The organism is Trinickia sp. EG282A, from assembly GCF_040965455.1.
Classification (GTDB): domain Bacteria; phylum Pseudomonadota; class Gammaproteobacteria; order Burkholderiales; family Burkholderiaceae; genus Trinickia; species Trinickia symbiotica.
The window spans coordinates 1362963-1386109 of sequence record NZ_JBFRCC010000002.1 but is presented as its reverse complement, the minus strand read 5'-3'; the positions used below and the strand labels follow the sequence as shown (position 1 = coordinate 1386109).

At 63.5% G+C, this 23147-nt stretch carries 24 protein-coding genes and 1 tRNA gene; 3 read left to right on the top strand and 22 right to left on the bottom strand.

The annotated features are described in order from the left end of the window. The first annotated feature begins 24 nt into the window (after positions 1-24). The 3 genes from AB4Y31_RS14385 to AB4Y31_RS14375 all read left to right on the top strand — a co-directional run bounded on the left by AB4Y31_RS14385 (position 25) and on the right by AB4Y31_RS14375 (position 3249). Positions 25-1143, top strand: a complete 1119-nt coding sequence (locus tag AB4Y31_RS14385; RefSeq protein ID WP_368674443.1) for a phosphotransferase — start codon at positions 25-27, stop codon at positions 1141-1143. 24 nt (positions 1144-1167) lie between these two features. Next, complete coding sequence (locus AB4Y31_RS14380; RefSeq protein ID WP_368674442.1) at positions 1168-2397, top strand: acyl-CoA dehydrogenase family protein; 1230 nt, start codon at positions 1168-1170, stop codon at positions 2395-2397. A gap of 159 nt (positions 2398-2556) precedes the next feature. Next, complete coding sequence (locus AB4Y31_RS14375) at positions 2557-3249, top strand: glutathione binding-like protein (RefSeq protein WP_368674441.1); 693 nt, start codon at positions 2557-2559, stop codon at positions 3247-3249. Here the strand turns inward: AB4Y31_RS14375 and AB4Y31_RS14370 are convergent. From AB4Y31_RS14370 to AB4Y31_RS14265, 22 genes are all read right to left on the bottom strand, one after another. Next, positions 3246-3692, bottom strand: a complete 447-nt coding sequence (locus AB4Y31_RS14370; protein WP_368674440.1) for a MaoC family dehydratase — start codon at positions 3690-3692, stop codon at positions 3246-3248. The two genes, AB4Y31_RS14375 and AB4Y31_RS14370, sit on opposite strands and share 4 nt — an antisense overlap. A 21-nt stretch (positions 3693-3713) precedes the next feature. Beyond that, positions 3714-4202 carry a DUF1178 family protein gene (locus AB4Y31_RS14365; RefSeq protein ID WP_368674439.1) on the bottom strand — a complete coding sequence of 163 codons (489 nt, stop codon included), beginning with the start codon at positions 4200-4202 and terminating at the stop codon, positions 3714-3716. Between the two features lie 117 nt (positions 4203-4319). Next, complete coding sequence (locus tag AB4Y31_RS14360; RefSeq protein ID WP_368674438.1) at positions 4320-4931, bottom strand: NUDIX domain-containing protein; 612 nt, start codon at positions 4929-4931, stop codon at positions 4320-4322. 55 nt (positions 4932-4986) lie between these two features. Further along, positions 4987-5283: a DUF2818 family protein gene (locus AB4Y31_RS14355; protein WP_368674437.1), complete on the bottom strand. Its 297-nt coding sequence runs from the start codon at positions 5281-5283 to the stop codon at positions 4987-4989. 63 nt (positions 5284-5346) lie between these two features. After that, positions 5347-6822: an NADH-quinone oxidoreductase subunit NuoN gene (gene nuoN, locus AB4Y31_RS14350; RefSeq protein WP_368674436.1), complete on the bottom strand. Its 1476-nt coding sequence runs from the start codon at positions 6820-6822 to the stop codon at positions 5347-5349. A 25-nt stretch (positions 6823-6847) separates the two neighbouring features. Continuing rightward, the gene (locus AB4Y31_RS14345; RefSeq protein WP_368674435.1) at positions 6848-8341 is read right to left on the bottom strand and encodes an NADH-quinone oxidoreductase subunit M; all 1494 of its coding nucleotides are present in this window, start codon (positions 8339-8341) and stop codon (positions 6848-6850) included. A gap of 20 nt (positions 8342-8361) precedes the next feature. Further along, entirely contained in the window at positions 8362-10407 is a 2046-nt protein-coding gene (nuoL, locus tag AB4Y31_RS14340; protein ID WP_368674434.1) for an NADH-quinone oxidoreductase subunit L, read from the bottom strand. A gap of 16 nt (positions 10408-10423) precedes the next feature. Continuing rightward, entirely contained in the window at positions 10424-10729 is a 306-nt protein-coding gene (gene nuoK / locus AB4Y31_RS14335; protein WP_368674433.1) for an NADH-quinone oxidoreductase subunit NuoK, read from the bottom strand. Between the two features lie 17 nt (positions 10730-10746). Continuing rightward, the gene (locus AB4Y31_RS14330; protein WP_368674432.1) at positions 10747-11442 is read right to left on the bottom strand and encodes an NADH-quinone oxidoreductase subunit J; all 696 of its coding nucleotides are present in this window, start codon (positions 11440-11442) and stop codon (positions 10747-10749) included. A 126-nt stretch (positions 11443-11568) separates the two neighbouring features. After that, positions 11569-12057: an NADH-quinone oxidoreductase subunit NuoI gene (gene nuoI / locus AB4Y31_RS14325; RefSeq protein ID WP_018442912.1), complete on the bottom strand. Its 489-nt coding sequence runs from the start codon at positions 12055-12057 to the stop codon at positions 11569-11571. 13 nt (positions 12058-12070) lie between these two features. After that, the gene (nuoH, locus tag AB4Y31_RS14320; RefSeq protein ID WP_018442913.1) at positions 12071-13135 is read right to left on the bottom strand and encodes an NADH-quinone oxidoreductase subunit NuoH; all 1065 of its coding nucleotides are present in this window, start codon (positions 13133-13135) and stop codon (positions 12071-12073) included. Then, a complete protein-coding gene (gene nuoG, locus AB4Y31_RS14315; protein WP_368674431.1) occupies positions 13136-15472 on the bottom strand; it encodes an NADH-quinone oxidoreductase subunit NuoG in 2337 nt (778 codons plus the stop codon). A gap of 156 nt (positions 15473-15628) precedes the next feature. Further along, positions 15629-16957 carry an NADH-quinone oxidoreductase subunit NuoF gene (nuoF, locus tag AB4Y31_RS14310; protein ID WP_368674430.1) on the bottom strand — a complete coding sequence of 443 codons (1329 nt, stop codon included), beginning with the start codon at positions 16955-16957 and terminating at the stop codon, positions 15629-15631. Beyond that, on the bottom strand, positions 16954-17439 hold the full coding sequence (gene nuoE, locus AB4Y31_RS14305; RefSeq protein ID WP_368674429.1) for an NADH-quinone oxidoreductase subunit NuoE: 486 nt from the start codon (positions 17437-17439) through the stop codon (positions 16954-16956). Before nuoE ends, nuoF begins: the two co-directional genes overlap by 4 nt. Positions 17440-17545: 106 nt before the next feature. Beyond that, a complete protein-coding gene (locus AB4Y31_RS14300; protein ID WP_368674428.1) occupies positions 17546-18799 on the bottom strand; it encodes an NADH-quinone oxidoreductase subunit D in 1254 nt (417 codons plus the stop codon). Positions 18800-18808: 9 nt separating this feature from the next. After that, positions 18809-19411, bottom strand: a complete 603-nt coding sequence (locus tag AB4Y31_RS14295) for an NADH-quinone oxidoreductase subunit C (RefSeq protein WP_018442918.1) — start codon at positions 19409-19411, stop codon at positions 18809-18811. Positions 19412-19440: 29 nt separating this feature from the next. Then, positions 19441-19920: an NADH-quinone oxidoreductase subunit B family protein gene (locus AB4Y31_RS14290; protein ID WP_006052903.1), complete on the bottom strand. Its 480-nt coding sequence runs from the start codon at positions 19918-19920 to the stop codon at positions 19441-19443. A gap of 68 nt (positions 19921-19988) precedes the next feature. After that, positions 19989-20348, bottom strand: coding sequence for an NADH-quinone oxidoreductase subunit A (locus AB4Y31_RS14285; RefSeq protein ID WP_018442919.1), 360 nt, complete (start codon positions 20346-20348; stop codon positions 19989-19991). 190 nt (positions 20349-20538) lie between these two features. Then, positions 20539-20623 (bottom strand) — tRNA-Leu (locus AB4Y31_RS14280). Between the two features lie 115 nt (positions 20624-20738). Further along, entirely contained in the window at positions 20739-21140 is a 402-nt protein-coding gene (gene secG, locus AB4Y31_RS14275; protein ID WP_368674427.1) for a preprotein translocase subunit SecG, read from the bottom strand. An 86-nt stretch (positions 21141-21226) separates the two neighbouring features. Then, positions 21227-22012: a triose-phosphate isomerase gene (gene tpiA, locus AB4Y31_RS14270; protein ID WP_368674426.1), complete on the bottom strand. Its 786-nt coding sequence runs from the start codon at positions 22010-22012 to the stop codon at positions 21227-21229. 91 nt (positions 22013-22103) lie between these two features. Further along, positions 22104-23117: an NAD(P)H-quinone oxidoreductase gene (locus AB4Y31_RS14265; RefSeq protein ID WP_368674425.1), complete on the bottom strand. Its 1014-nt coding sequence runs from the start codon at positions 23115-23117 to the stop codon at positions 22104-22106. Positions 23118-23147 lie beyond the last annotated feature (30 nt).

The following is a 23147-nucleotide window of genomic DNA, read 5'->3' as shown; positions in this document are numbered from 1 at the left end:
ACTAGGACATCGGAGGAGCCGGACATGACGGCGCACAGCCCACAGGCAGGCGACGCGGATCAGCGGCAGGACTATTCCGCGTTCACCGGCACGCGCTCGGTATCGGCGCAACAGCGTTTCGACGAAGCAGCGCTTTCGGCCTGGCTGCGCGAGCATGTCGACGGATTCGCGGGCCCGCTCGCCGTCGAGCAGTTCGCGGGTGGCCAGTCGAACCCGACATTCAAGCTCGTCACTCCCACGCGAAGTTACGTGATGCGCGCGAAGCCCGGGCCTGCCGCGAAGCTTCTTCCGTCCGCGCACGCGATTGAGCGCGAGTACCGCGTGATGGATGCGCTGGCCGGCAGCGATGTGCCCGTCGCCCGCATGCTCGCGCTTTGCGACGACGAATCGGTGATGGGTCGCGCGTTTTATGTAATGGAGCACGTCGACGGACGCGTGCTCTGGGACCCGACACTGCCCGGCATGTCGCGCGACGAGCGCACGGCGATCTACGACGAAATGAACCGCGTGATCGCGGCGCTCCATACGGTCGATGCCGAGCGCGTCGGCCTCGCGGACTACGGCAAGCCAGGCAACTATCTGGCGCGCCAGATCGCACGCTGGAGCAAGCAGTACGAAGCCTCGGAGACCGAGCCGATCGAAGCGATGCATCGACTCATCGAGTGGCTGCCCGCCCATGTTCCCGTCGAATCGTCCGACGGCGAAACGCGTGTCGCAATCGTACATGGCGACTATCGGCTCGACAATCTGATCTTCCATCCGAGCGAGCCGCGCATCTTGGCGGTGCTCGATTGGGAGCTGTCGACGCTCGGCGATCCGATCGTCGATTTCGCCTATCACGTGATGACATGGCACGTCGATCCGCGGCAATTCCGCGGGATCGGCGGCCTCGATTGGGCGACGCTCGGCATCCCCGACGAAGCCAGCTACGTCGCCCGCTACTGCGAGCGTACGGGGCTCGCGATCACGGGCGACTGGAATTTCTACCTCGCCTTCAACATGTTTCGCATCGCCGCGATCCTGCAGGGCATCATGAAGCGCGTGACCGTCGGTACCGCCGCGAGCGCGCAAGCGGCCGACGCTGGCCGGCGCGCGAGGCCGATGGCGGAGCTCGCGTGGTCGTACGCACAGAAGGTGCGCTGACTCGAGATTGAAAGGGAGCTGACGATGAATTTCGACTACACCCCCAAAGTCGAGGCGCTGCGTTCGCGGCTCCTCGCTTTCTTCGACGAGCACATCTACCCGAACGAGCGCGCGTTCATCGAAGAAGTCGGGCGCAATCGCCAAAACGGCAACGCGTGGGTGCCGACACAGCTGATCGAGACGCTCAAAGCTCGCGCACGCGAGGCTGGCCTCTGGAATCTCTTTCTGCCCGACTCGTCGTGCGGTGCCGGCCTCACGAATCTCGAATATGCGCCGCTCGCGGAGATCATGGGACGCGTACCTTGGGCGCCCGAAGTCTTCAATTGCAATGCACCCGATACGGGGAACATGGAGACCATCGAGCGCTATGGTACGGACGAACAAAAACGCCGTTGGCTCGAACCGCTGCTCGCAGGCGTTATCCGCTCGGCGTTCCTGATGACGGAGCCCGACGTCGCCTCGTCCGACGCGACGAATATCCGCACGCGCATTGAACGCGACGGTGACAGCTATGTGATCAACGGCCGCAAGTGGTGGTCCTCGGGGGCTGGCGATCCGCGCTGCAAAGTCTACATCGTCATGGGCAAGACCGACCCCGCCGCGCCGAAGCATGCGCAGCAATCGATGATTCTCGTGCCGGCCGATACGCCGGGCATCACCGTGCATCGCCCGCTCAACGTTTTCGGCTACGACGACGCACCGCACGGCCATATGGAAATTTCGCTCGACGACGTGCGCGTGCCCGCCGCGAACGTGCTGCTCGGCGAGGGTCGCGGCTTCGAGATCGCGCAAGGTCGCCTCGGCCCTGGCCGCATCCATCACTGCATGCGGCTGGTGGGGCTCGCCGAGCGAGCCCTCGAACTGATGTGTCGACGGACGTCCGAGCGTGTCGCATTCGGCAAGCCGATCGCCGCGCAAACGGTCACGCAGGAGCGCATCGCCGAAGCGCGATGCGCGATCGAGCAGGCACGCCTCCTGACGCTGAAGGCGGCCTATATGATGGATACGGTCGGCAACAAGGCCGCGCGCGCCGAGATCGCGATGATCAAGGTGGTCGCGCCGAATATGGCGTGCCAGGTGATCGACTGGGCGATCCAAGCGCACGGCGGCGGTGGCGTCAGCGACGATTTTCCGCTCGCTTACGCGTACGCGCTAGCACGCACGCTGCGCTTTGCAGACGGTCCCGACGAAGTGCACCGAAACGCCATTGCGAAGCTGGAACTGGCGCGCTATACCCCGCGAAGCGCGACCTGACGAGAGTCTAACGCGCGGGGGGCGACGGCGCGCACGCGTACCGAAACCGCACCGCTAAAAGGGGTTTGCGGCGCTGTCTGCGGCTCTCATCGTTCTATGCTAATTTGCGGCTCGATCGGCGTTGCTTGTCGCGACGCCACCGTCCTCCAAGGAGCCGCGATGATCGATGTCTATAGCTGGGCGACGCCGAATGGGCACAAGGTCCATATCATGCTCGAGGAAACGGGCCTCGAATATCGCGTCCATGCGATCGATATCGGTGCCGGCGATCAATTCAAGGCCGAGTTTCTCGCCATCAGCCCGAACAACAAGATCCCGGCGATCGTCGATGCCGACGGTCCCGGCGGCAAGCCGATCTCGCTCTTCGAATCAGGAGCGATCCTCCTCTATCTCGCCGAGAAGACGGGCAAATTCCTGCCGGCTGACCCGGTGGCGCGCTACTCGACACTGCAATGGCTCATGTTCCAGATGGGCGGCATCGGGCCGATGCTCGGGCAGACGCATCACTTCCGCGTCTATGCCCCGGAAAAGATCGAATACGCGATTAACCGCTACACGAACGAGGCCAAGCGCCTCTATGGTGTCATGGACACGCAGCTGAGCAAAACTCGGTACCTTGCCGGCGACGACTACACGATTGCGGATATCGCAGCCTTTCCGTGGACGCGCTCATGGCAAAACCAGGGTATCGAGCTCAGCGAGTTCCCGAACGTGAAGCGCTGGCATGAAGCCATTGCGGCGCGGCCGGCCGTCGTGCGTGGCGTCGATGTGCTTGCTTCTGCCCGCAGGCCCCTGGTGGACGACAAGGCAAGGGAAATGTTGTTCGGCGCCACGCAGTACGCGAAGCATTAAGCGCCGCGCAAACCGAAGATCACCTTCGATCGCACGGTCACCGCGGTCTCGCCCGCCTGATTGATACCCTCCCAAAGCAATGAGACGATGCCACGATCAGGCCGGCTCCCCGAAATTCGCTTCTCGAGGACCGAAATGAAAAGGTGAATGGTATCGCCGGGACGCACGGGCTTGATCCAGCGAATCTCGTCGATACCGGGCGAGCCCATCGAGGTCGAGCCGCTCAGCATGTTGCGCCCGCAAAGGCCCATGAGCACCGAGCACGTATGCCAGCCGCTCGCGATCAACCCGCCGAACGGGGACGCTTTTGCGGCCGACTCATCGAGATGAAACGGTTGCGGATCGAAGCGCTCGGCGAACTCGAGGATCTCATCGACGCTGAATGTATGTGCGCCCGCGTCCCGCCGGGAGCCGACTTCGAGGTCCTCGAAGCTCAAACCCATCGCGCTGTCTCCTTGTTGGGCTTACTGCAGCGACTCTTTCGACGCCCAGGCGCCAGGCACCGCCATGACGTCGATCCCTTCTTCGGCGAGCGAGCGCGCGTCATCGGGCGTGGCTACGCCGCGGATATTGCGGGCAGGCGCCTCGTTGTAGTGGATGCGGCGCGCCTCTTCGGCAAACCGGTCGCCGACGTTTTCCGTGTTCTGGACCAGCTCACGCAAAGCACGCATGGCGCGCGCCTCGATTTCGCGCATGCGCTCCCTCTGCGCGGCGGGCGCACCCGCTTGCACCTCGTCGCCGGTGGACGCACGCCTTCCCACCCCGCTCTCGCCGGGGCTCGTGGCGCCCGACAAATTCAGGCGCGGTGCGGACGGGACACGGCTCACCGCGGTCGCGGCGCAAACGGGACATTCGACCAATTTGCGCGACAACTGCGATTCAAACTCATCGACGGAGGCGAACCAGCCTTCGAACCGATGGCCGTGCGGACATTGCAAATCAAGGACCTTCATGCTCGATCGGACAAAAACTGCGGCTAAGTGTAGCGCGAAAACGATTCCGGTGAACGACCGTTCACCGAACGAAACGGCTCATTCTAGCGCGCTTGCGCGAACCGCGCGGACCACGCCCTATTTGCCGGACACTCGTGCCGCCGCGGCGTCGCCTGGCGTCCAGACGCCGGCGAGCACCTTCTCGAGCCAAAGGGTGCCGATGATCGTCTTCACATCGGTGATCGCACCGGTGCGGATCCATTCGGTGACCTGCGGCAGCTCGGTCACGAAGGTCTCGAGAAATTCGCCGTCGTCGAGCTTGCGCTCGCCCGAGGTCAGTCCGCGCGCGAGAAAGATGTCGATGAACTCGGTCGAATACGAAATGATCGGATGGATGCGCGTAAGGAAGTGCCATTCACGCGCCGTATAGCCCGTTTCCTCTTGCAGCTCGCGTTGCGCGCAGGCGAGCTCGTCTTCGTCGTCGTCGAGCTTGCCGGCCGGATACTCGACCATCACACGGCCGATGGGATAGCGATATTGACGCTCGAGCAACACGCGCCCGTCGTCGAACAGCGGGATCACCATTACGGCGCCAGGGTGCTGGACATATTCGCGCGTAGCCTGCTTACCGTCGGGCAGCCTCACGACATCGCGCTTGACGTGCAAAAACGAGCCCTTGTGGACGGTCTCGCCGGAAAGGCGCGTCTCGGTCAGCGACGCATCGTGGTCATTGTCGGGCAAGTCGGCCATGCGCTTTTCTCCGATAGGGAAGGAACGTCTCCTCCACTCCCCATTTGACGCTCCGTCAGCGGCGCCTGACGAGATATTGAAAGGTAAACCCCGGAAACGCGAAAACGAGGAAGAGGCAGAACGTGATCGCGTAAAACTGCCAGCCCTGCTCGAAGCGGTTGCCGGCGCGCGCTTCGAGCATAAAGCCGAGCGCACCGACCGCGAAATACAACGCAATCAGCTCGGCGATCCTGATCCAGGCGCTCTTTTTCACCGCGCCGAGCGGCAGGACCGCGAAAAGCCGCTGATTGGCGAATGGCACGTTGGCGGCGAGCACCGCCAACAGGACGACGAACCAGCCTGCGGCCGACATCTCAGCGCCCCGTCGCCAAGGGGATTACCTGCGGGGCAGCGAACGATAGTGAGCGCGGGGGCATCACAGTGCTACGGGCAGCGTGTGGGCGATGGCGTTCAGGCAGAGCGTCATCAACGGACCCGGCACGATGCCCAGCACGAGCACGGCAACGCCGTTGATCGTCAGCACCCAACGATTGGCGATCGGGCTTGCGAGCGGCGCGTTGTCCTGCGGAGCGTCAAAATACATCAGCTTGACGATGCGCAGGTAATAGAAGGCGCCAAAGAGCGAGGTAATGACGGCGAGAACGACGAGCCAGACGAGCCCGGCGTTGAGGGCCGCCTGCAACACGGCCAGCTTCGCGTAAAAACCGACGGTCGGCGGGATGCCGGCGAGTGAAAACATCATCGCCATCATCACGAACGCATAAACCGGGCTGCGCTTGTTGAGGCCCTTGAAGTCGTCGAGCGTCTCCGCTTCGAAATCGCGGCGCGCCAGCAGCATGACGATGCCGAACGAACCGAGCGTCGTCAGGAAGTAAATGATGCTGTAGAACATCGCCGAGCTGTAGGCGCTCGCCATGCCGTCGGCCTTACCGTCGACGACGCCCGCCAGCAGGCCCAGCAGCACAAAGCCCATGTTCGAAATCGCCGAGTAGGCGAGCATTCGCTTGACATTGCGCTGCGCGATACCGGTGATGTTGCCGACGATGAGCGAGAGCGCGGCCAGGATGATCAGCATGTCCTGCCAATCGGCGGCGAGCGGCAGAAGACCCATCACGAGGAAGCGTAGGCCCCATGCAAACGCGGCTACCTTCGGGCCGCCGCCGACGAGCAGCGTCATCGCCGTCGGCGCGCCGTGGTAGACATCCGGCACCCACATATGGAACGGCACGGCGCCCATCTTGAATGCGACGCCGGCCACGATGAAGATGACGCCGAAGAGCAGCACCGCGTCGTTGATCCGGCCCGATGCGATTGCCTTCAGCACCTCGCTGAGATCGAGCGAGCCCGTCGCGCCGTAGATCATCGAGATGCCGTAGAGCAGGAAACCCGAGGCAAGCGCGCCGAGCACGTAGTACTTCATCGCCGCTTCGTTCGACTGCGACGCGTCGCGGCGCATCGCGATGGCCGCGTAGAGCGACAGCGACATCAGCTCGAGGCCGAGATAGAGCGTGAGGAAGTTGCTGCCCGAGATCATCACCAGCTGGCCGAGCAGCGCGAACATGCCGAGCAGCACGTAGTCGCCGCGGAAGAGGTCGCGGTCTTCCAGGTACTTGCGCGAGTAGATCATCGTGATCGCGTAGCCGATCGACACGACCGCCTTCATCGCACTCGCAAAGCCGTCGACGACGTACATGTGCGAGAAGAAGTACTGCTGCGGGGTGACGATCAGCGTCGCGAACCAGATGCCGGCGACGAGCGACGACAGCACGCCGATCAGATAGGTGACGCGGCGGCCGGAATCGCCGACGAACGTTTCGTTGAGCCAGGCCACGACGGCGGCCACCATGATGAGCGCGTCGGGCAACAGGACAGTCATAGAGGCGTTTTGCATGATCTTTTCGTTCCTCCGCTCGGCGTTACTGGGGCAGCGGCGGCAGTTTCGACTGCGCGACGTGGGAGAGGAGGTCCTGCACGGACACGTGCATTACATCGGTAAAGGGCTTCGGATAGAGGCCCATGAACAGCGTCAGCGCCGCCAGCACGCCGAGCACGAGGAACTCGCGGCCGTTGATATCGGCAAGCGACTTCACGTGATCGTTCGTGACGGCGCCGAAGTAGACGCGCTTATACATCCAGAGCGTATAGGCCGCGCCGAGAATCAGCGTGAACGCCGCGCCGAAAGCGATCCAGAAATTGTGCTGAACGGCTGCGAGGATGACCATGAACTCGCCGACGAACCCGGAGGTGCCCGGCAAGCCGCAGTTGGCCATCGAGAACAGCATGACGAGCGCCGCGAACTTCGGCATCACATTGACGACGCCGCCGTAATCGGCGATCTGGCGCGAATGCATACGGTCGTAGAGCACCCCGATGCAAAGGAACATCGCGCCGGAGACGAAGCCGTGCGAGATCATCTGCACGATCGCCCCTTCCGTGCCGAGCTGGTTGAAGATGAAGAAGCCGAGAGTGACGAACCCCATGTGCGCGATCGACGAATAGGCGACGAGCTTCTTCATGTCGGCCTGCACCATCGCGACGAAGCCGATGTAGATGACGGCGATGAGCGACAGCGTGATGACGGCGGGCGCGAGCGCGTGACTCGCATCGGGCGCGATCGGCAGCGAGAAACGCAGGAAGCCGTACGCGCCGAGCTTCAGCATGATCGCGGCCAGGACGACGGAGCCCCCCGTCGGCGCTTCGACGTGCGCATCAGGCAGCCAGGTATGGACGGGCCACATCGGCACCTTCACCGCGAACGCGAGGAAGAACGCGATAAAGAGCAGCACCTGCGGCGTCATCGCGAGCGGCGCCTTCTGCCAGGCGGCGAGATCGAAGGTACCCGTTTGCACGTACAGGTAAATCAGCGCGACCAGCATCAGCAGCGAGCCGGCGAGCGTATAGAGGAAGAACTTGAACGCGGCATAAATCCGGTTCGGGCCGCCCCAGATACCGATGATCAGGTACATCGGGATCAGCGTCGCCTCGAAGAACACGTAGAAGAGCAGTCCGTCGACGGCCGAGAACACGCCGACCATGATCCCGGAGAGGATCAGGAACGCCGCCATGTATTGCGCGACGTTCTCGGTGATCACCTCCCAGCCCGCGATGACGACGATGACCGTGATCAGCGCCGTCAGCACGACGAACCACATCGAGATGCCGTCGACGCCGAGGTGATACGTGATATGGAAGCGATCGATCCAGTCCGACTGCTCGACGAACTGCAACGCGGCGCTCGACGAATCGAAGCCGCTGATCAACGGCAGCGTGACGATGAGCCCGAGGACCGAGCCGACGAGTGCAATCCAGCGCGCGGGCGCAGGGTTTTTGTCGGACCCGACGGCAAGGACGATCAGCCCGAAAACGATCGGCAGCCAGATCGCGACACTGAGAATCGGAAACGAGTGCATTGAGTTTTCTCTCCCCGCCTTTATTTCCCGCCGAGCGTGACAAACAGGGTAAGGAGCCCCAGCATGCCGATGATCATGGCGAACGCGTAGTGATAGATGTAGCCGGATTGCAGGAAGCGGATCACGCTCGCGAACCAGCCGATGAAGCGCGCGCTTCCGTTGACGATACCGTCGATGCAAACGACGTCGCCTTCCTTCCAGAGGCCGCGGCCGATGACCACCGCGCCCCGTGCGAAGACGACTTCGTTGATCTTGTCCATGTAGTACTTGTTGTCGAGCAGCGTGTAGATCGGCCCAAACGCGCGGCGGATCGTCGCCGGCAGGTCAGGTCGCTTGAGGTACAGGAACCACGCCGTCACCACGCCCGCGAGTGCGAGCCACACGGGCAGGCCCGACACCGAATGCAGGCCCATCGCGAGCCAGCCGTGAAATTCTTCGGCCATCTCGTGCAGCGCCGGGTGGTTATCGGCAATGTAGATGACCTTGTCGAACGCGACGCCGTGCTGATAGAAGTCCCCGTAGAGCATCGGACCGACGGCGATCGCACCGATGACGATCGACGGGATCGCGAGCAGCACGAGCGGCACCCACACGACCCACGGCGTTTCATGAGGCTCGTGCGAGTGATGCGCGTGCTCATCGTGGCCATGCTCGCCGTGCGCCGACGATTCGGCGCCGTGAGCGTTGCCGAAATCCTGCGGATGACGGAAGCGCTCCTCGCCGTGGAACACCATGAAGTACATCCGGAACGAGTAGAGCGCCGTCACGAAAACGCTCGCCACGACGGCGAAGTAGGCGAAGCTCGACCCCGGCAGATTCGAATGGGCCACGGCGTCGATGATCGAATCCTTCGAGTAGAAGCCCGAGAAGAACGGCGTGCCGATCAGCGCGAGCGAGCCGACCAGCGACGTGATCCACGTGATCGGCATGTACTTGTAGAGGCCGCCCATGTTGCGCATGTCCTGGTCGTGGTGCATGCCGATGATGACGGAGCCCGCGCCGAGGAACAGCAGCGCCTTGAAGAAGGCGTGCGTCATGAGGTGGAAGACAGCGACCGAGTAGGCCGAGGCGCCGAGCGCGACGGTCATGTAGCCGAGCTGGGACAGCGTCGAATAGGCGACGACGCGTTTGATGTCGTTCTGCACGACCCCGAGAAAGCCCATGAAGAGCGCCGTGATTGCGCCGATCACCATGATGAACGAGAGCGCGGTGTCGGAGAGCTCGAACAGCGGCGACATGCGCGTGACCATGAAGATGCCGGCCGTCACCATCGTCGCCGCGTGAATCAGCGCGGAGATCGGCGTCGGGCCTTCCATCGAATCGGGCAGCCAGACGTGCAGCGGGAACTGCGCGGACTTACCCATCGCGCCGATGAAGAGGCAGATGCAAGCTACCGTGATGAGCCCCCAGTCCGTGCCGGGGAACGTCATCGCGGCGAGCTCGTTGCGCTTCGCGAACACTTCGCCGTAATTCATCGAGCCGGCATAGGCGAGGATCAGGCCGATGCCGAGCAAAAAGCCGAAGTCGCCGACACGGTTCACGAGGAACGCCTTCAGGTTCGCGTAGATCGCGCTTTCACGCGTGAAGTAGAACCCGATCAGCAGGTACGACACGAGACCGACCGCTTCCCAGCCGAAGAAGAGCTGCAGGAAGTTGTTGCTCATCACGAGCATCAGCATCGAGAACGTGAAGAGCGAAATATACGAGAAAAAGCGCTCGTAGCCGTCGTCGTCGGCCATGTAGCCGATCGTGTAGATGTGCACCATCAGCGAGACGAAGGTCACGACGCACATCATCATCGCGGTCAGGGAATCGACGAGGAAACCGACCTCGAGCTTGAGCGATCCGACGCGCATCCATTCATAGATGGTCGCGTTGAAGCTCGCGCCGTTCATCACGTCGGCGTAGACGATCGCCGAGAGCACGAACGAGATGAACACGCCGAGGATCGTGATCCGGTGGCTCCCTTTGCGTCCCACCACCTTGCCCGCTAGCCCCGCGATCAGCGAGCCGGCGAGTGGTGCGAGCGGGATGCCCAGCAGCAGATTTTCATTGAGTGTCGTCATGGCCGCAGTGCCTGAATTAGCCTTTGAGCTGATCGAGATCCTCGACGTTGATCGTGTCGAGGGTCCGGAAGAGAGTCACCAGAATCGCGAGGCCGATCGCCGCCTCGGCCGCCGCCACGGTCAGCACGAAGAACACGAAGATCTGCCCGTGCACGTCGCCGAGGTAATGCGAGAACGCGATGAAGTTCGTGTTCACCGCGAGCAGCATCAGTTCGATCGCCATCAGGATGATGATGACGTTGCGACGGTTCAGGAAAATGCCGACGATGCTGATCGCAAAGAGGATCGCACCGAGCACGAGGTAGTGAGCCAGGGTTAACATGTTTATCTCCTCGATGCTCAACCGTTGTTGCCGACGGCGCCCGCGCCGACGTTCGCGCCCGTCTCGCCCGGCGCGTCCGGGCCCTTGCCCGTCTCGAGCACCGCCGTTTCCGCCGGCATCTTCACGATCCGCACGCGATCTTTCGCGCGCACCTTGACCTGCTCCGAGACGCGCTGGCGCTTGCTGTCCTTGCCCTTGCGCGCCGTCAACGCGATTGCCGCGATGATCGCCACGAGCAACACGAGGCCCGCGACTTCGAACGCGAAGACGTAGTCGGTGTAGATCGCCTTGCCGATCAGGAACGTGTTCGGGAGCGCGGCGGCCGCCCCACCGCCCGTCGTCGCGTCGTGCACGGGCGTCGTCGTCGCGCCGTAGCCGTGCCAGAGAATCAGCGCCGTCTCGACGACGATGATCGCGCCGACGATGCTCGCCATCGGCACGAAGCGCCTGAAGTCGCGCCGCAGCACGTCGAGATTGATGTCGAGCATCATCACGACGAACAGGAACAGCACCATCACCGCGCCGACATAGAGCAGCACGAGCAGGATCGCGAGAAACTCGGCCTCGAGCAGCATCCAGATGGCGGCCGCGTTGAAGAACGCGAGCACGAGAAAGAGCGCGGACCCGACAGGGTTGCGCGACGTGATCACCTTCAGCCCCGACACCGTCAGGAGCAGCGCGAAGATGTAGAACAGTACGGTCGTGAATTCCATGGTCACCGTTTCATCGTTAGCCCATCTTGAGGCTCAAGCGGTCGCCGGCACACAAGCCAGCCCTGCCGCGACGGCCTTACGCCGCCGCGCCAACCGCTCACTACTGACTACGTTGGTCAATCCTTGTCACCGATACGGGGCGTCGGCGGCTTTCGACGCGGCGATCTCGGCTTCATAGCGATCGCCGACCGCGAGCAGCATGTCCTTCGTGAAGTAAAGGTCGCCGCGCTTCTCGCCGTGGTACTCGAGGATGTGCGTCTCGACGATCGAATCGACGGGGCAGCTCTCCTCGCAGAAACCGCAGAAGATGCACTTGGTCAGATCGATGTCGTAACGCGTCGTGCGGCGCGTGTTGTCGGCGCGCGTTTCCGACTCGATCGTGATCGCGAGCGCCGGACAGATCGCTTCGCAGAGCTTGCAGGCGATGCACCGCTCTTCGCCGTTTTCGTAGCGGCGCAGCGCATGCAACCCGCGAAAGCGCGGCGAGATCGGCGTCTTTTCCTCGGGGAACTGCACCGTGAACTTGCGCTTGAATGCGTAACGGCCCGTCAGCGCCAGCCCCTTGATGAGCTCGGTCAGGAAAAACGTCTTGAAGAAGTTTTGAATTGCGGTCATTTCGTTCCGCCCTTTATTTCCAGATGTTCAGCGGCGACATGATCCAGAACCCGATCACCACGACCCAGAGGATCGTCACGGGCAGGAACACCTTCCAGCCGAGACGCATGATCTGGTCATAGCGATAGCGCGGGAACGTCGCACGCGCCCAGATGAACACCGACAGCAGCGCGAACACCTTCAGGACGAGCCAGAAGATGCCCGGGATGAACGAGAGGAAGCCGAACGGCGCGCTCCAGCCCCCGAGGAACAACGTTGCCGCGAGCGCCGAGATCACGATCATGTTGATGTACTCGGCAAGGAAGAAGAGCGCGAACGCCATCCCCGAGTAATCGATCATGTGACCGGCGACGATCTCCGACTCCCCTTCCACAACGTCGAACGGGTGGCGGTTCGTTTCGGCGATGCCCGAAATGAAATAGACGACGAAAACGGGCAGAAGCGGCAGCCAGTTCCACGAAAGGAACGTGATACCGTGGCTCGCAAAAAAGCCGTGCTCCTGCGAGCCGACGATGTCGGACAGGTTGAGGCTCCCCGAGGTCATCAGCACGACGACGAGCGCGAAACCCATCGAGACTTCGTACGAGACCATCTGCGCGGCGGCGCGCATCGCGCCGAGGAACGCGTACTTCGAGTTCGACGCCCAGCCCGCGAGGATCACGCCGTAGACGCCGACCGACGAAATCGCGATGACATAGAGCAGACCCGCGTTGATGTTGCCGAGCACCGCGCCGGCCTGGAACGGAATGACCGCCCAGACGGCGAACGCCGGCACGACGACCATGATCGGCGCGATCAGATAGAGCCAGCGCGCCGCCGCCGTCGGCTGAATGACTTCCTTTAAGAGCAGCTTCAGCACGTCGGCGATCGGCTGCAGCAGACCCGCGGGGCCGACACGGTTCGGCCCGAGACGCACGTGCATCCAGCCGATCAGCTTGCGCTCCCAGAGAATCAGGTAGGCCACGCAAAGCAGGATGACGACGGATACCACGACGATGCGAACGAGCGCCCAGATCGTGGGCCACGCCGCGCCGAGCGCCTGGCTGCCGCCCGCATTGATCGTATCGAACAAGCTCATTTAAGCCTTCTCCACCAGCAGTTCACCGAACAGGCCGCCGAGCGCCGCCGCCGCGGGCGTGGCCGCGGGCACCCGCACGACCGTCTCAGCCAGATCCGCATCGCGGACCGCGCTCGCCACGACCGCACGGTCGCCCTGGCGCACGCGCACCGGGTCGCCCTCTTTCAAGCCGAGCTTGTCGAACAGTCCCGCCGGCAAGCCGATCGTATGCGCCGCGCGCGCCGCGGCCGTCAGATGCAGCGACGGGGCCCGACGCACGAGCGGATCGGCGTGATAGATCGGCACATCGGCGACGCGCTCGAAGCCGGCCGGCTTCGCGAGCGTGCCGTTCGCCGCCGGCGCGGCGGCTGCGCGGTTCGACAGCTTGGCGCGGATCGCGCCGTCGCCGTCGGCGATAGCCGCACGGCGGACTTCCTCGACGGTGTCGTACTCGAAGCCGGCAAGGCCGAGCACATTGCCGAGCACACGCAGCACCTTCCAAGCAGGGCGCGTTTCGCCGAGCGGCCGCACGACGCCGCTGAATCCCTGCAACGTGCCCTCCGCATTGACGAACGAGCCGGCCGTTTCGGAGAACGGCGCGATCGGCAGCAGCACGTCGGCATATTCGGTGCCGGTCTTGAAGGCCGTCAGCATGACGACCGACTCGGCCTGACCGAGCGCCGCGAGCGCCTGCGCCGGGTTGGCCGTGTCGAACTCGGGCTCGACGTTGAGGAGCACGTAGCCCTTGCGCGGCTTTTCGAACGCCTCGCGTGCATTGAGGCCGCCGGCGTCGGGCAATGCGCCGACGACATGCGCGCCGACCGTATTGGCCGCTTCGGTCAGGAAGCCGAGCGTGGCGCCCGTGTTGTCGGCGATCCATTGCGCAAGCGCATGGATACGCGAGAAATCGGGATGCTGGACAACGCTGTTGCCGAGCAGGACGACGCGGCGCTCGCCCGTCGTCAGCGCGGCCGCCACGTCTTGCGCCGCGGCCGACGCCTCGACGCCGCCGAACCCTTCGGGCAGCGCCACGCCGCGCGCCTGCGAGACGGCGCCGGCCACCCCGGCGAGCGCGGCCAGCCACTGCGACGGCGCGGCGACGATCGTCTTCGCGCTCGGAATCAGCGAGTGGTCGCCGGTCGCATGCAGCAAATGCAGCTTGGCGCCCGTCTTCGCTGCCTGCCGCAGACGGGCGGCCGGCAGCGGATGATCGCGGCGCAGGAAGGAGCCGACGACGAACGCGGCGTCGAGCGTCGAAAGCTCGGCGAGCGGCACGCCGAGCCAGGGTGCGCCCGTGGGCACGGCGGAGAAATCGGATTGGCGCAGGCGGAAGTCGACGTTCGGCGTGCCGATCGCCTTGGCGAGCGCCTTCAGGAGGAACAGTTCTTCGACGCTGCTGTGCGGGCTGCCCAGCATCGCGAGCGCATTCGCGCCGTGCTCGTCCTTGATACCCTTGAGCGACTTCGCCGCGTACTCGAGCGCCGTCTGCCAGTTGGTTTCGAGCCACTGGCCGCCTTGCTTGATCATCGGCTGCGTCAGGCGCTCTTCGCTATTGAGCCCCTCGTACGAGAACCGGTCCTTGTCCGAGATCCAGCATTCGTTGATGGCCTCGTTCTCGAGCGGCAGCACGCGCATGACGCGGTTGTTCTTGACCTGGACGACGAGGTTGGCGCCGACGGAATCGTGCGGGCTCACCGACTTGCGCCGCGACAGCTCCCACGTGCGTGCGCTGTAGCGGAAAGGCTTGCTCGTCAGCGCGCCGACGGGGCACAGATCGATCATGTTGCCGGACAGCTCCGAGTCGACGGTCTTGCCGACGAACGTCGTGATTTCGGAGTTCTCGCCACGGCCCAGCATGCCGAGCTCCATGACGCCTGCGACTTCCTGTCCGAAGCGCACGCAGCGCGTGCAGTGGATGCAGCGTGTCATCTCTTCCATCGAGATGAGCGGGCCGACGTTCTTGTGAAAAACGACGCGCTTCTCCTCGCTGTAGCGCGAGGCGGACTTGCCGTAGCCGACGGCGAGGTCCTGCAGCTGGCATTCGCCGCCCTGGTCGCAGATCGGGCAATCGAGCGGGTGATTGATGAGCAGGAATTCCATCACCGACTGCTGCGCCTTGACCGCCTTCTCGGACGTCGTGCGCACGACCATGCCGGCCGAGACGGGCGTCGCGCAGGCCGGCACGGCCTTCGGCATCTTCTCGACTTCGACGAGACACATCCGGCAGTTGGCCGCGATCGAAAGCTTCTTGTGGTAGCAGAAGTGAGGGATGTACGTGTCGACCTTATGGGCAGCCTGGATCACCATGCTCCCTTCGGGCACCTCGACCTTCTTCCCGTCTATTTCAAGTTCAACCATGATGGTGGATGGTCCTTAACCTATTTACCGCTCGTTCGCTCGTTCGCTCGCGTCGCGCGCGCCGCGCGAAGTCGGCGAGCGCGAGCCGATGCGATGAATTGCTTGCCGCCGGCACCGCGCAGCCCGGGGCTTTCGCCTTTTGCCCCGAGGTCGCCGTTACGCGACCACCGCCTCGACCGTCTGCGGCGTCCCCGCATGCCCGCCGACGAGGCAACGCTTGTGCTCGACGTGATAGGCGAACTCGTCCCAGTAGTGCTTGAGCATGCCGCGCACGGGCATCGCCGCCGCATCGCCGAGCGCGCAAATCGTGCGACCCATGATGTTGTCGGCCACCGAGTTCAGCAGGTCGAGGTCTTCCTTGCGGCCCTGACCGTGCTCGATCCGATTGACGACACGCCAGAGCCAGCCCGTGCCTTCGCGGCAAGGCGTGCACTGGCCGCACGACTCTTCGAAATAAAAGTACGACAGGCGCAGGAGCGAGCGCACCATGCAGCGCGTCTCGTCCATGACGATGACGGCACCCGAACCGAGCATCGACCCGACCTTGGCGATCGAATCGTAGTCCATGTCGGTTTGCATCATGATGTCACCGGGCACGACCGGCGCCGACGAGCCGCCCGGAATGACGGCCTTCAGCTTCTTTCCGCCCCGCACGCCGCCCGCCAGCTCCATCAGCGTCGAGAACGGGGTGCCGAGCGGCACTTCATAGTTGCCCGGCCGCTCGACGTCGCCCGAGACCGAGAAGATCTTCGTGCCGCCGTTGTTCGGCTTGCCGAGCTCGAGATACTTCTGGGGTCCGATGTCGAGAAGGAACGGCACCGCGGCGAACGTCTCGGTATTGTTGATCGTCGTCGGCTTGCCGTAGACGCCGAAGCTCGCCGGAAACGGCGGCTTGAAGCGCGGCTGTCCCTTCTTGCCTTCGAGCGATTCGAGCAGCGCCGTCTCCTCGCCGCAGATATAGGCGCCGTAGCCGTGATGGGCATGGAGCTGGAACGAAAAGCCCGAACCGAGGATGTTCTCGCCGAGGAACCCGGCGCGGCGCGCCTCTTCGAGCGCCTCCTCGAAGCGCTTGTAGACTTCCCAGATCTCGCCGTGAATGTAGTTGTAACCGACCGTGATCCCCATCGCATAGGCGCCGATCGCCATGCCCTCGATCAGCGAGTGCGGGTTCCAGCGCAGGATGTCGCGATCCTTGAACGTGCCCGGCTCGCCTTCGTCCGAATTGCAGACGAGATACTTCTGCCCCGGAAACTGGCGCGGCATGAAGCTCCACTTGAGACCGGTCGGGAAGCCCGCGCCGCCTCGTCCGCGCAAGCCCGACGCCTTGACGTCGGCAATCACCTGCTCGGGGGGAATCTTCTCTTCGAGAATGCGGCGCAGTTGCTTGTAGCCGCCGCGCGCGACGTAATCCTCGAGATGCCAGTTCTCGCCGGTGAGGCCCGCGAGAATCAGCGGTTTGATGTGACGATCGTGCAAAGACGTCATTTCGAAAGCTCCTCGAGCAGCTGGTCGATCTTGTCTCGACTCATGAAGCTGCACATGCGCGTGTTGTTCACGAGCAGCACCGGCGCGTCGCCGCACGAGCCGAAGCATTCGCCTTCCTTCAGCGTGAACTTGCCGTCGGGCGTCGTCTCGCCGAAGTCGATGCCGAGCCTCTGCTTCAGATATTCGGCCGCGCTTTCGGCGCCGCCATGGGGGCCGAGCTGGCACGGAAGATTCGTGCAGAGCGTGATCTTGAACTTGCCGACGGGCTCCGTCTCGTACATCGTGTAGAACGTCGCAACCTCTTGCACGGCGACAGCCGGCATGCCGAGGTAGTCGGCGACGTACTGCATGAGCTCGGGCGAGAGCCAGCCGTGCTCTTCCTGAGCGACGGCCAACGCCGACATGACGGCGGACTGCTTCTGATCCGCGGGGTACTTCGCGACCGCGCGATCGATTTCTTTCAGGCCTTCAGCTGAGATCATTTTCTGAACACGACTCTTTCAAAACCTACCGAACGAAAACCTGCCGCCGATTGCGCGGCAGACCCAGCGCTCTTGCATTCCTCGCCCTTCGCGCGGCGCCTGCGTTTCAACGATCGATCTCGCCGAACACGATGTCCTGCGTGCCGATGATCGTCACCGCGTCCGCAATCATGTGGCCGCGCGCCATTTCGTCGAGCGCCGCCAGGTGTGCGTAGCCGGGCGCACGAATCTTGAGGCGATAGGGCTTGTTCGCGCCGTCCGAGATCAGGTAGATGCCGAACTCGCCCTTCGGATGCTCGACCGCCGCGTACGCTTCGCCTTCCGGCACGTGGAAGCCTTCGGTAAAGAGCTTGAAGTGGTGAATCAGCTCTTCCATGTTCGACTTCATGGACACGCGCGAAGGCGGTGCAACTTTGTGATTGTCCGTCATCACGGGACCGGGATTCTTCCGCAGCCACTCAATGCATTGTTTCGCGATCCGCGTCGATTGACGCATTTCCTCGACGCGCACGAGATAACGATCGTAGCAATCCCCGTTCACGCCGACCGGAATGTCGAAATCGAGCTGGTCGTAGACTTCGTAGGGCTGCTTCTTGCGCAGATCCCATTCGATGCCCGAGCCGCGCAGCATCGCTCCCGTCAAGCCGAGCTGCAGCGCGCGCTCGGGGCTCACGACGCCGATGCCGACCAGGCGCTGCTTCCAGATCCGGTTGTCGGTCAGGAGCGTTTCGTACTCGTCGACGCAGCCCGGGAAGCGTGTGAAGAAATCGTCGATGAAATCGAGGAGCGACCCTTGGCGCGCCTCGTTCAGTCTCTCGAGCGCCTTGGCATTGCGGATTTTCGACGGCTTGTATTGTGGCATCGCGTCGGGCAGATCGCGATAGACGCCGCCGGGGCGATAGTAGGCCGCATGCATGCGCGCGCCCGATACCGCCTCATAGACGTCCATCAGGTCTTCCCGCTCGCGGAACGCGTAAAGGAACACGGCCATCGCGCCGACGTCGAGCGCGTGCGCGCCGATCCACATCAGATGGTTGAGGACGCGCGTGATCTCGTCGAAGAGCACACGGATGTACTTCGCGCGGATCGGCACGTCGATCCCGAGCAGCTTCTCGATCGCGAGCACGTAGCCGTGCTCGTTCGCCATCATCGACACGTAATCGAGCCGGTCCATGTACGGCACCGACTGGATGAACGTCTTGTTCTCGGCGAGCTTTTCGGTCGCGCGATGCAAAAGGCCGATATGCGGATCGGCGCGCTGGATCACTTCCCCGTCGAGCTCGAGCACGAGGCGCAGCACGCCGTGCGCGGCCGGGTGTTGCGGACCGAAGTTGAGCGTGTAGTTCTTGATCTCTGCCATGGCGCCCTCTTAGTGTTTCAGACCGCCGTAGCGATCCTCGCGGATCACGCGAGGCGTGATTTCGCGCGGCTCGATCGTCACCGGCTGGTAGACGACGCGCTTCTCTTCCGGGTCGTAACGCATTTCCACATAGCCCGAGATCGGGAAATCCTTGCGGAACGGGTGGCCGATGAAGCCGTAGTCGGTCAGGATGCGGCGCAGGTCCGGATGCCCCTCGAAGACGATGCCGTAGAGATCGAACGCCTCTCGCTCGTACCAGTTCGCCGAGTTCCAGATTTCGACGACCGACGGGACGATCGGCAGATCGTCGTCGGGTGCGAACACGCGCACGCGCAACCGCCAGTTGTTCGAAATCGAGAGCAGATGGAGGACCGCGGCGAAGCGAGGACCGTCATAAGCGCCGTCGCCGTACGTTTGATAGTCGACGCCGCACAAGTCGATCAACTGCTCGAAGCCGAGCGAGCGATCGTCGCGCAGGCGCTTCGCCACGTCGAGGAAATCGCCCGCCTTCACGACGATCGTGAGCTCCCCGACCGATTCGGTGATGCTCGAGAGACGGCCGCCGAAGGCCGCCTCGAGGTTCGCTTTGAGAGTCTCGAGTTTGCTTGCCATGTTGTGGGGAAGCTGGATCTGTTCTGGGGCTATTGCCGGGCGATCGTGTTCGTGCGGCGGATCTTCGCTTGCAGCTGGATCACGCCGTAGACGAGCGCCTCCGCGGTGGGCGGACAACCGGGCACGTAGACATCGACGGGCACGATCCGGTCGCAACCGCGCACGACCGAGTACGAGTAGTGGTAGTAGCCGCCACCGTTCGCGCACGAACCCATCGAAATAACCCAGCGCGGCTCGGCCATCTGGTCGTAGACCTTGCGCAACGCCGGCGCCATTTTGTTGCAAAGCGTGCCGGCGACGATCATCACATCCGACTGACGCGGACTCGGGCGGAACACCACGCCGAATCGGTCGAGATCGTAGCGGGCCGCGCCCGCATGCATCATCTCGACCGCACAGCAGGCAAGCCCGAACGTCATGGGCCAAAGCGACCCTGTGCGCGTCCAGTTGATCAGCTTGTCAGCCGTCGTGGTGACAAACCCTTCCTTCAAGACCCCTTCGATACTCATTTGCTTTGCACTCCAAACGGAGCGGCGCGCGCTTAGCCGCCCGCGAGAAATCGGCAATTAACGATCCATCATTCCCACTCGAGCCCGCCCTTGCGCCAGATATAGGCGAATCCGAGCAGCAGTTCGACGAGGAAGATCATCATCGACAGGAAGCCGAACCAGCCGATGTCGCGCAGGGCAACGCCCCACGGGAACAGGAACGCGGTCTCGATATCGAAGATGATGAAAAGGATGGCGACGAGGTAATAGCGTACGTCGAACTTCATACGCGCGTCTTCGAACGCCTCGAAGCCGCATTCATAGGGGGCGTTTTTGTCGCTATCTGGCTTGCTGGGACCGAGGATCTTGCCGATGCTGACAAGCGCAATGCCCAAACCCAGGCCCACGAGGAGGAAGAGAAAAACGGGGAAGTAGGCTGCGAGGTTCAAGACTATCCTCTAACGGTTGGTTCTAAGTGCCACGGAGACCGACTGCTATGCCATCCCCGATCGAAAAATCACTTCACACTGCCCACACATCCCGCGCAACGTGCCCCTGCACCGCAAGGATGCCGCAAGCTTAACCCCAGAAGTGGAAATGCCAGCCGAAGCGAAGCAAGCGGCTGGCATTGGATAACGTTGGTGCCGACGGCGAGACTCGAACTCGCACAGCTTTCGCCACTACCCCCTCAAGATAGCGTGTCTACCAATTTCACCACGTCGGCACTGACTGCAACCCGGGACACAACTCTTCGAGACCCGCGAATCGCTTCAAGACTTAAATTCTAACCTGTCCGCTGGATTTGTTCAACGCACAAATACGACGTTCAGCGAAAAAGATCATTTCGGAACGGCCGGCGCCGGCGCGCTCTGCCCCGATGCGGGAGCCGGCGCAAGCGCGGCCGACGCGGCCGACGCGGCGGGCGCGGAAGCGGGACCGGCGGCCGAAGCAGTGACGGGCGCCGTCGGGACCACACCGAGCACACCGGCCGAAGGCTTCGATTTATACGAGCCGATGTAGGTCAGCGCGAGCGTTGCGGCAAAGAACACCGCTGCCAGGATTGCCGTGGTGCGCGAAAGGAAGTTCGCTGACCCCGTCGCGCCGAAGAGACTCCCCGATGCGCCGCTGCCAAACGCCGCGCCCATGTCCGCGCCCTTGCCGTGCTGAAGCAGCACGAGGCCGATGATACCGAGCGCCGACAGCAGCTGTACGACGATGACCAACGTTTTGAAAAACAGCATCACATTCACCTGAATTGAGGTTTAGGCGCAAAGCGCCTTTCGCTTGCGCACCCGGAAGCAAAGCCGGCACGGTTCGCCGCGCGCCTTCAGCGCGCCGCGCCCGCCGCCTGCGCCGCCGCGCAGATTGCAAGAAAATCCTGACTCTTCAACGACGCGCCGCCGATGAGGCCGCCGTCGATGTCCGCCTGCGAGAAAAGCGCCGCGGCGTTCTCCGGCTTGACGCTGCCGCCGTAAAGCAGCGGTACGCTTGCGAGCACCGCATGCTTGCCGAGGAGACGCGCACGCAAGAACGCGTGCACCTCCTGCGCCTGGTCGGTCGTCGCCGTCCTGCCGGTGCCGATCGCCCAGACCGGCTCATAGGCGATGACGACGCGCGCCGTTTCCTCCACGGACAGCTTCCCGAGCAGTGCGTCGATCTGGGCGCCGACGACCGCCTGCGTTGCACCGCTTTCGCGCTCTTCGAGCGTCTCGCCGACGCAGACGATCGGCGTCAGACCGGCCTGCAACGCACGCTGGGATTTCGCGGCCACGAGCTCCGAATGCTCGCCATGATAGGCGCGCCGCTCGGAGTGACCGACGATGGCAAGCGTTGCACCGAACTCGAGCGCCATCTCGGCGGCCACTTCGCCCGTATAAGCGCCATGTGTATGGGCCGAAACGTCCTGCACGCCCCAGGCGAACGGAGTACCGCTCAGCGCCGCCTCCACCTGCGCGAGATAAGGGGTCGGCACGCAAACGCCCGCCCGGATATCCGAGCAGGCGCCCGCACCGCTCGCCAGAGCCCGCAAAAGCGCCTCGTTATCGGCAAGCCGCCCGTGCATCTTCCAGTTGCCGACCACCCATTTCGCTCGTTGCTCAGGTTGTCTCGCCATCGTCCCCGAACTCCCCTCTGTCCCTCTGCCGCGATCGACTACATAACACGCACGCAAAACGCGCAATTTTACTGTGCGCGAGCACGGCGGGTCAAACTTGCGTCCAATCGAGCACGATCTTGCCGACGTGCTCGCCGCTTTCCATGAGCGCGTGCGCATCCGCCGCCTGCGGCGCAGGCAGCACGCGATAGACGATCGGCTTCACGCGTCCGTCCTCGACGAGCGGCCAGACATGCTCCTTCAGCTGCCTCGCGACCGCCGCCTTGAAGTCGACGGAGCGTGCGCGCAGCGTCGAGCCTGTGACGGTCAGTCTCCTGCGCAGAATCTCGTTGAGATTCACCTCGGCCTTCGCGCCGCCGAGCAGCGCGATGATCACGAGCCGCCCGCCGTCGGCAAGCGCCGACAGCTCGCGCGGCACGTAACCGCCCGCCACCATGTCGAGAATCACATCGACACCGCGATCGTTCGTCAGCGACTTCACCACCTCGACGAAATCTTCCGACTTGTAGTTGACCGCGCGCTCGGCGCCGAGCGCTTCGCAAGCCTGGCATTTGTCGGCCGTGCCCGCCGTCGCGAAGACTCGGAAGCCCCGCGCGTGCGCGATTTGGATCGCCGCCACGCCGATGCCGCTCGTACCGCCCTGCACGAGCAGCGTTTCGTTGGCCCCTCCCTCACCGGCGCCCAGCTGTCCGCGCTCGAACACATTGCTCCAGACGGTGAAGAACGTCTCGGGCAGTGACGCGGCCTCGACATCGGAGAGGCCGGCCGGCACCGGCAAGCATTGCGCGAGCGGCACGGCCGCGTATTCGGCGTAGCCGCCGCCCGCCAGCAACGCGCAAACGCGATCGCCGATCCTGAGGCCGAACGGATTGTGCTTGTCGTCGAGCGCGCCGCCGACGATCTCGCCGGCGATTTCGAGGCCCGGCAGGTCGGAGGCGCCCGGAGGGGGGGCATAAGCCCCTTTGCGCTGGAACACATCGGGGCGGTTGACGCCCGATGCGGCGACCTTCACCAGCACCTCGCCGGGCGCGGGCTCGGGCTTTGGCCGCTCGGCCAGCGCGAGCACCTCGGGGCCGCCGAATTCGGTAATTTCGATTGCTCTCATCTACCTCACCTCTCTCGCTGACGGGTTCGC